At 44.6% G+C, this 8336-nt stretch carries 4 protein-coding genes; 1 reads left to right on the top strand and 3 read right to left on the bottom strand.

The window, feature by feature from the left end; translation table 11 throughout:
* Positions 1 to 304: 304 nt before the first annotated feature.
* The 3 genes from EI162_RS12325 to mutS all read right to left on the bottom strand — a co-directional run bounded on the left by EI162_RS12325 (position 305) and on the right by mutS (position 4790).
* Positions 305 to 841: an REP-associated tyrosine transposase gene (locus tag EI162_RS12325; RefSeq protein WP_192524631.1), complete on the bottom strand. Its 537-nt coding sequence runs from the start codon at positions 839 to 841 to the stop codon at positions 305 to 307.
* A 272-nt stretch (positions 842 to 1113) separates the two neighbouring features.
* The gene (gene fdxA, locus EI162_RS12320) at positions 1114 to 1437 is read right to left on the bottom strand and encodes a ferredoxin FdxA (RefSeq protein WP_192524630.1); all 324 of its coding nucleotides are present in this window, start codon (positions 1435 to 1437) and stop codon (positions 1114 to 1116) included.
* A 92-nt stretch (positions 1438 to 1529) separates the two neighbouring features.
* Entirely contained in the window at positions 1530 to 4790 is a 3261-nt protein-coding gene (gene mutS / locus EI162_RS12315; protein ID WP_192524629.1) for a DNA mismatch repair protein MutS, read from the bottom strand.
* 444 nt (positions 4791 to 5234) lie between these two features.
* Here mutS and secA point away from each other — a divergent pair, with 444 nt between their 5' ends.
* Entirely contained in the window at positions 5235 to 8033 is a 2799-nt protein-coding gene (gene secA, locus EI162_RS12310) for a preprotein translocase subunit SecA (RefSeq protein ID WP_192524628.1), read from the top strand.
* The last annotated feature ends 303 nt before the right edge of the window (positions 8034 to 8336 follow it).

Below are 8336 nucleotides of genomic sequence, written 5' to 3'. Positions count from 1 at the left end.
CCTAGGCTTAGATGTGTATAGTTCATGGTTGCAATCTCACTTTGGTCGGTGGATAAAGACTTTGATGCTAGCGCATCTAGGTCTTTTTTTCACCTCGCATTTGGTATTGCACTTCATGTGTTAATCTAAGTTTAAAATAAGTAAAATCTTGAATTCGTCAACTTTTGAGCGTTTATAAAATGCAAAACGCTGGGCTAAAGCCGCAGCCTACGAGATACACACTAAAGCGGGCGTAGGCTGGGCATTTTGCCCAGCGCCAAACTATGCAATATCATAATGCTGGGCTAAAGCTACAGCCTACCTGCTACCTATCATATCGAATGTTGACACCTTTATTATTCACATCGGTTCCCCAATCATCGGGATACACGCCTTTTTTAATCAATTTATGCAATGTAGAGTATTGCCAATCTTGAGGGTTGGCGACGTAGCCATGTTTGACAGGATTATAGTGAATATAATCCATATGTTGCCGATAATCAGCCTCATCACGGATACGATGTTCCCAAAATCGTCGTTGCCAAATACCTCGCTCTCTTTTTGCTTGTCGTGAGGAGGTGATAATTTCAGTTTTATTGAATTGTCTAGAGAATTGGCTTTTGATACTCGCCACTATGACAGCGTAATCATCAGAGTCTGGCGGTAAAGTAATGAGCATATGCACATGATCGGGAAGCACAACCATTGCGTCTAAATCAAAGTGATGATGTTGAATTGTTTTAGCATAGGCGTCACGAAATTTATCAATATGGGTCAAGAGTAATTGAGAGTGTCGATTGGCTAAATTAAAGGTTAAGAAATAGCAGCCACCTTTAGTTTTATCACGAATGTAGTTGCTCATAGTGGGTTCAGTGTGTAGGCGAGGTTATAGATGTAGGTAGGCTGGGCATTTTGCCCAGCTAAGTGATATAAATTTGACAAAGTGATGGATCAAAACCGTAGCCTACCAATTAACTAGCTAAAGTTTATAGCGTTAAAAATGCTGGGCTAAAGCCGCAGCCTACGAGATATGCATTAGATTAAAATTTAGATAAACAAAAAGGCTGGGCTAAAAGCCACAGCCTATATCAGAGAATTACTAAATAATATCAGTTAAAACAGTATAAGTTTTGCTTACTTCTCTAAATACTGAATCTTACCTTCCACACCATCCCACTTCTCAGCTTCTGGCAACTGACCTTTCATTTCAGTAATGTTTGGCCATTTTTGCGCCAGTTCTTCATTGAGTTGGGTAAATTGCTCTTGGCCTTTGGGTACTTCATCTTCTGAGAAGATGGCATTGGCGGGACATTCAGGCTCGCATAGCGCGCAGTCGATGCACTCATCAGGGTCGATGACTAGGAAGTTTGGCCCTTCATAAAAGCAGTCCACAGGGCAGACTTCCACACAGTCAGTGTATTTGCAACGGATGCAGTTATCTGTAACGACGAAGGTCATAGTGCTGTCTACCTGTTATTGGCTTAAGGCTAAATAGAATAGTTTGGAATAAGGCGTATTTTAACGCTTTTAGGGCGATTTGACAAACCCCTTTACTGACTAATGATTTTCTTCAGATGATACAATAAATCGTGCGCCTGTTTGGGCGTTAGGCTATTGGGATCAATTGCACCCAGCTCATCTTGCAAGCTAAACAATTGATTTTGCTGTGGAATATCCATCGTGCTTTGATTTTTCTCAACCTTCATAACCTGTGCTTTTGTTGTCTTGTTAGCAGGAGCGTGCGAGCTTTTATCTGTTACTGACTTAGCTAAGTCATTTTTGTCATCAAGGTTATCAATAATAACTTTGTCGTTATCCGCTTTAAGGTTGTCAGCCTTTAAGTTATCTATGCTTAAGTTATCTATGCTTAAGTTGTCTACCTTTAAGTTATCTAATAAATAACGCTTGGCATCATTAAGCACCTGCGTTGGGATACCCGCCATTTTCGCCACATGTAATCCAAAGCTGGAGCTTGCTGCGCCGTCCTTGATTTGATGCAGTAGTAGAAGCTGACCATCGATTTCACTGGCAGCGACATGGACATTACGAATATTGGCGTGGCTTTGGTCTTTATTATTTGCCAATTGCGTTAGCTCAAAATAATGGGTGGCAAATAACGTCAGGCAGCCAATCTCTAGTAGCCTGTTGACGCAAGCGTGGGCGATTGCCAGACCATCAGTGGTCGCCGTACCGCGTCCGACTTCATCCATCAACACCAGTGATTTATTGGTCGCTTGATTGAGAATATTGGCGGTTTCTATCATTTCAACCATAAACGTCGATTTACCACCTGCTAAGTCATCGGCCGAGCCAATACGGGTAAAGATGCGGTCGATATCACCAATATAAGCACTAGCTGCTGGGACAAAGCTGCCGCAATGAGCAAGTAGGACAATCAACGCCGTTTGGCGCATATAGGTCGATTTACCGCCCATATTAGGGCCAGTAATCATTAATAATCGCTCAGGATGCTCGTCTTTACTGTCATTGCTGCCAAGCTGACAATCATTGGCGACAAAATGGCTCGTAGGCTGAGTATTGTTGCTCTGATTAAAGCTATTAATGCTATTAATGGTGTTTTGGATGTTAGCTGGATTTAGCGCCGCTTCGACCACCACATGACGACCTTGTTTAATATCGATACTGGTTTGACTGTTATTGTTTATATGGTTGTTTGTATTGTTGTTTGCGCTATTGGTTAAACCGTCATTTTCTAAGCCATGACTCATGACTGGACGCTGCCAGTTATAAACTGTCGCAAGCTGTGCCCAATTACTTAGCACATCTATTTGGGCAATCGCCGCGCTTAGCTGTTGTAGCTCGGCTAAATGGCTGTTTAAGATAGTTAATAGTTCATTGTACAGCTGCTTTTCACGAGTCAATGCTAATGTCTGCGCGCTTAGATATTCGGTCTCGACTTCTTTTAGCTCATCAGTGATAAAGCGCTCGCTGCTCTTTAGCGTTTGCCGCCTGATAAAGTGCGCAGGGGCGTTCTTTGCTTGCATCTTAGGCAGCTCAAAATAAAAGCCACTGACCTTATTAAAGCCCACTTTTAGGCTAGGTAATTGGTTATCTTGACGAGCACGCTCTAGCATCTCATCTAATGTCGCTTGGATATTGTCATGGAGATGGGTCAGCCGATCAAATTCTTCATCGAAGCCCGCGGCTAGCATACCGCCATCGCGGATATGGGCAGGTGGCTCTACAACAATGGCACGCTCAATCAACTCGGCGACGGACTGTACCGCAGGTAGTTGTTCGGGCAATTGCTGCATCAGCATGGGCAACAGGCCAGACTGGTCGTGGCTAATACCTGAATCCGTCAGTAAAGTCGTGAGCTGTGCACTACTGGCAATGCCATCGGCAAGTTTGCGTAAGTCGCGCGGCTTGGCGCTCATCAGCCCGATACGGCTACTGATGCGCTCAATATCACCGATAGCGTTTAGGGTTTCGCGTAAACTGGTAACTAATGGGCTGTTTCCTAAATTTTGGTTGGCTTGTTCAGTTTGATTGTCTTGATTTAAAAGACAGGTTATCGCCTCCAAACGCATATTGATACGCGCATGCTGACGCAGCGGGCGCTTCATTTGCTGCACCAGTAAGCGTCGCCCCATTGGCGTCTGACAATGATTGAGCACAGATATTAAGGACGTACCGTTGCTGCTGACGGGGGTAAATAGCTCAAGGTTTTGCTGGCTATTGGCATCGATAATCAAATAATCGTCGCTATATTCGACGATGAGCTGGTTAAGCTGCGGCACATGACGCTGCTGGGTTTGCCGTGCATAATGTATCAGCGCCGCACAGCTAGATTGAGCCAGTGGTGCATCGCTAATGCCTAGACCATCGAGACGCTGTACTTCAAACTGTTGGCATAAAGTCGCGCTGGCATGGTCACGATGAAAGTCATTGGTCGCCACTTCGATAATAGGGCAGTCGAGATGTTGGCGTAACCACAACAGCCATTCTTCACCAGCTTGTTCACCCAGTGCTTCGCTAATGATACATTCACTCGGGGCAAAGCGCGCCAATACCGTCAGCATTTGAGTTCTCAGACTCTCGATATCATCGTTATGCGCTGTCAGACTTTGGGTTGTCAACGTGCCAGCAGCTAAGTCCATTTGACTGATGGCGGCTTGTAAAGGGTGTTTGCTGTTCGATTTAGGTGTTTCTATATCGATAGCGACGACAGTCGGGGTATGATTGGGCGCAATCAGCGCATCATCGGTAATCGTTCCAGCGGTCAAGGTTTTGACCACTTCACGGCGCATGATACTGCCAGCCGCTGATTTGCTTTTATTTTTCTTTTGTTTATCGCCCATCGTCGGCGCATTGGATGTTTTGTTTGTTGGGCTGTTACTAGCATTGTTAGTTGCAGATTCGTCAATTTGCTCACAAACCACCACCGTTTGCCCAGCAGCAATTAGCCGCGCCATATAGCTGTCGGCTGCATGAAACGGAACGCCTGCCATGGCAATGGTGTTACCGGCTTTATCCGTACCACGGCGGGTTAGGGTAATGTCCAATATTTGCGCCGCGCGCTTGGCATCATCAAAGAATAGCTCATAAAAATCACCCATCCGATATAGCAATAATGCTTGTGGATAGTTGGCTTTCATGGTCAGATATTGCACCATCATTGGCGTATGGTCTGCTAAATGATAGACGGCATCGCCTATGACCAATGGTGCAGATGACACTGGCACAGATTTTGAATTGTTTCTTGAATTGTTTTTTGATGTCATTTTCGAAGTGTTTTTTGACGTAGTTTTTAATGTATCATCAGTTTGAGCAGAGGGTTTGACAGACATGCAGTATCTCTTATATCGTTTTTATCTTTCTTAAATAAATTTGGCTAAATAGCGAGTTTCAGATATATATAGTTGGTTTACTTTAAAACTGATACGAGTGTTACTGATGCTAATTTTTCGCCGCCTCTGTCGGCGTAGGCACAGCAAGCAAGAAAAATTCATACCAGTCTCGCGTCATAATATAAGATATCTATTTTATTTGGTATCGACTATATAAGCACTATTTTAACACGTCCAGCTGCCTTTTTACGTCGGCAAATATCTGCTAACTGCCCTGGTATCCATCGCCGTCATAACCATATATAATAACGTCACACTTAATTGGGCGATATTTTATTGGACTGTCTTAAATTGGACAGTAACTAGCCAAACAATGAAAAAGCAACGGACGACGCGTTGGCTAATGCGCACTAATTATCGAATATTTCCATAGGTCAAAAAATTATGTTATCAAAAATTATAGGCAGTGTCGTTGGCACTAAAAATGACCGTGAACTCAAGCGTATGCGTAAAGTGGTCAGCAAAATCAACGCACAAGAGGCTGAAGTACAAGCCTTGTCTGATGAGCAATTACAACAAAAAACCGAAGAGTTTAAAGCAAGACATCAAAACGGTGAAAGCTTAGATGCGCTACTGCCAGAAGCGTTTGCCGTTTGCCGCGAAGCCTCGTTACGTGTCACTGGCATGCGCCACTATGATGTCCAGCTCATCGGTGGTATCACCCTACACGAAGGCAAAATCGCCGAGATGAAAACCGGTGAGGGTAAAACCTTGATGGGCACCTTGGCCATGTACCTGAACGGTATCAGTGGCAAGGGCGTGCATTTGGTGACGGTCAACGATTATTTGGCCGCGCGTGATGCTGAATTAAACCGTCCATTGTTTAGTTTTTTGGGTATGACGGTTGGGGTGATTTATTCGCAGCAGCCGCCACAAGAAAAAATCGACGCCTATCAAGCCGACATCACTTACGGTACCAATAACGAATATGGTTTTGATTACCTACGCGATAACATGGTGTTTAGCTTAGCTGAAAAAAAACAGCGTCCGCTAAACTTCTGTATCATCGATGAGATTGACTCTATCTTAATTGATGAAGCACGTACGCCATTGATTATCTCAGGTCAAGCCGAAGATTCGTCACGTATGTACGCCTTGATTAATACCATCATTCCCGTACTTATTCGCTCAAAAGACGAAGAAGCCAATAAGAATAACGAAGAAGAAGATTTTTGGATCGATGAAAAGAACCGTCAAATCGAGATTAGCGAAAAAGGCTATGAGAAAATTGAGCGCTTTTTAATCGAAGTCGGCGAGCTGGGCGAAAGTGAAAGCTTATATAGTCCAAGTCGTTTGCCGCTATTGGCGCACGTCCAAGCGGCTATTCGCGCCCACCATGTGTTTGTCAAAAACGTCCATTATATCGTCGATGAAGGTGAAGTAGTCATCGTTGATGAAAATACTGGTCGTACCATGCCCGGTCGCCGCTGGTCAGAAGGCCTGCATCAAGCGGTCGAAGCCAAAGAAAACGTCGAGATTCAAGCGGAAAACCAAACCCTTGCAACCACCACCTTCCAGAACTTCTTCCGTCTATATGAAAAGCTATCTGGTATGACGGGTACGGCGGATACCGAAGCAGCAGAATTTAAATCAACCTATGACTTAGACGTCATCGTTATTCCAACACACGAGCCGATTGCGCGTATCGATATGGATGACCAAATTTTCTTAACCAAGTTAGGTAAATACAAAGGCATCATCCGCGAGATTAAAGAAATACAGGACAAAGGCGCACCAGTACTGGTTGGTACGGCGACGATCGAAGCCAGTGAAGAGTTGTCTTATCTGCTCGATCAAGACGGCGTCAAGCATAACGTCCTAAACGCCAAGCAGCATGAGCGCGAAGCCGACATTATTGCCCAGGCAGGTAGCCCAAAATCTGTCACCATCGCCACCAACATGGCAGGTCGTGGTACCGATATTATCCTTGGTGGTAACTGGCAGTCATTTATCGAAGACATCGATGCAGTCAGCCCCGATGAAATGGCACGCTTAAAAGCCCAATGGCAAGTCAAGCATGATCAAGTCGTTGCCGCTGGTGGTCTACATATTATTGGTTCTGAGCGTCATGAGTCACGCCGTATTGATAATCAGCTACGTGGTCGTGCTGGTCGTCAGGGTGACCCTGGTATGTCACGCTTCTTTTTATCGCTCGAAGATGACTTGATGCGTATTTTCGCCGGTGATCGCGTGGTCAATATGATGCGCGCCATGGGCCTAAAAGAAGACGAAGCCATCGAGCATAAAATGGTTTCTAAATCGATTGAAAACGCCCAAGGTAAAGTCGAAAGCCGCGATTTTGATGCGCGTAAAAATCTATTGAAATATGATGATGTGGCCAATGAGCAACGTAAAGTTATCTACGGTCAGCGCGATGATTTATTGGCAGAGATGGATTTGTTAGAGGCCATCGAAGTGATGCATCATGAAGTTTATAATGCCATGATTAGCCAGTTTATCCCGCCAGGTTCTATCGATGACCAATGGAATGTCGATGGTCTTGAGGATGAACTGGAAGACGAGTTTAAAATATCGATGCCAATTAACGACTGGCTCGATGAAGATCGCCGCTTGGATGAAGAAGGGCTGCGTGCCAAAATTATCCAAACCGCGCTCGATCATTATCATGGTCGCCGCGAGCAGATGGGCGAAAAAGATGCCGCTCAGCTTGAGCGTCACTTTATGCTGCAGAGTCTAGATAAACATTGGAAAGAGCATTTAACCCAAATGGATCAGCTGCGTAAAGGCATTCATCTGCGTGGTTATGCCCAAAAAAACCCTGAGCAAGAATATAAGCGTGAGTCGTTTGAGCTATTCCAAATGATGCTAGGGGCAATTAAATCTGAGACGGTACAGGATTTATCACGTGTGCATATCCCGACCAAAGAAGAGCTGGAGGCATTGGAAGAGCAGCAGCGTGAGAATGCGGCGCAGATGCAAATGCAGTTTGAGCACAATGACGTTGATAATATGGATAGTAGTGCAGCAGAACAAGCGCAAAATCGCAATGTAGCGGGTAGTGCGGCGGCAGCAGGTGCTATGGCAGGCGGTGCTAGTGCTAGTGCTAATGCTGGCAACAATGCCAATGAGCCAAACCCATACGCGGGTATGAACATCAGTCGTAACGCACCTTGCCCTTGTGGTTCAGGTCTTAAGTACAAGCAATGTCATGGCAAAATATAGTTATACCAAACCCAAAAAGTACGATTAGCTGTGTCAAACTCGTTTAGTCTACAAGGCGTAGTACTTTCACTCCTGTTCCTTAGCTGAATTCTATACAGCCCCTAATAAAAAGTCTCTGTCTATAATAGATAGGGGCTTTTTTTATATGCTGGGTGTTTTATATACCTTAGATTAACACATGAAGTGCAATACCAAATGCGAGGTGAAAAAAAGACCTAGATGCGCTAGCATCAAAGTCTTTATCCACCGACCAAAGTGAGATTGCAACCATGAACTATACACATCTAAGCCTAGGTGAACGAT

This window comes from Psychrobacter sp. FME6, assembly GCF_014861365.1.
Lineage (GTDB): Bacteria > Pseudomonadota > Gammaproteobacteria > Pseudomonadales > Moraxellaceae > Psychrobacter.
Note: the sequence above shows the minus strand (reverse complement) of the source record. Positions and strands in the feature narration are given on the sequence as shown.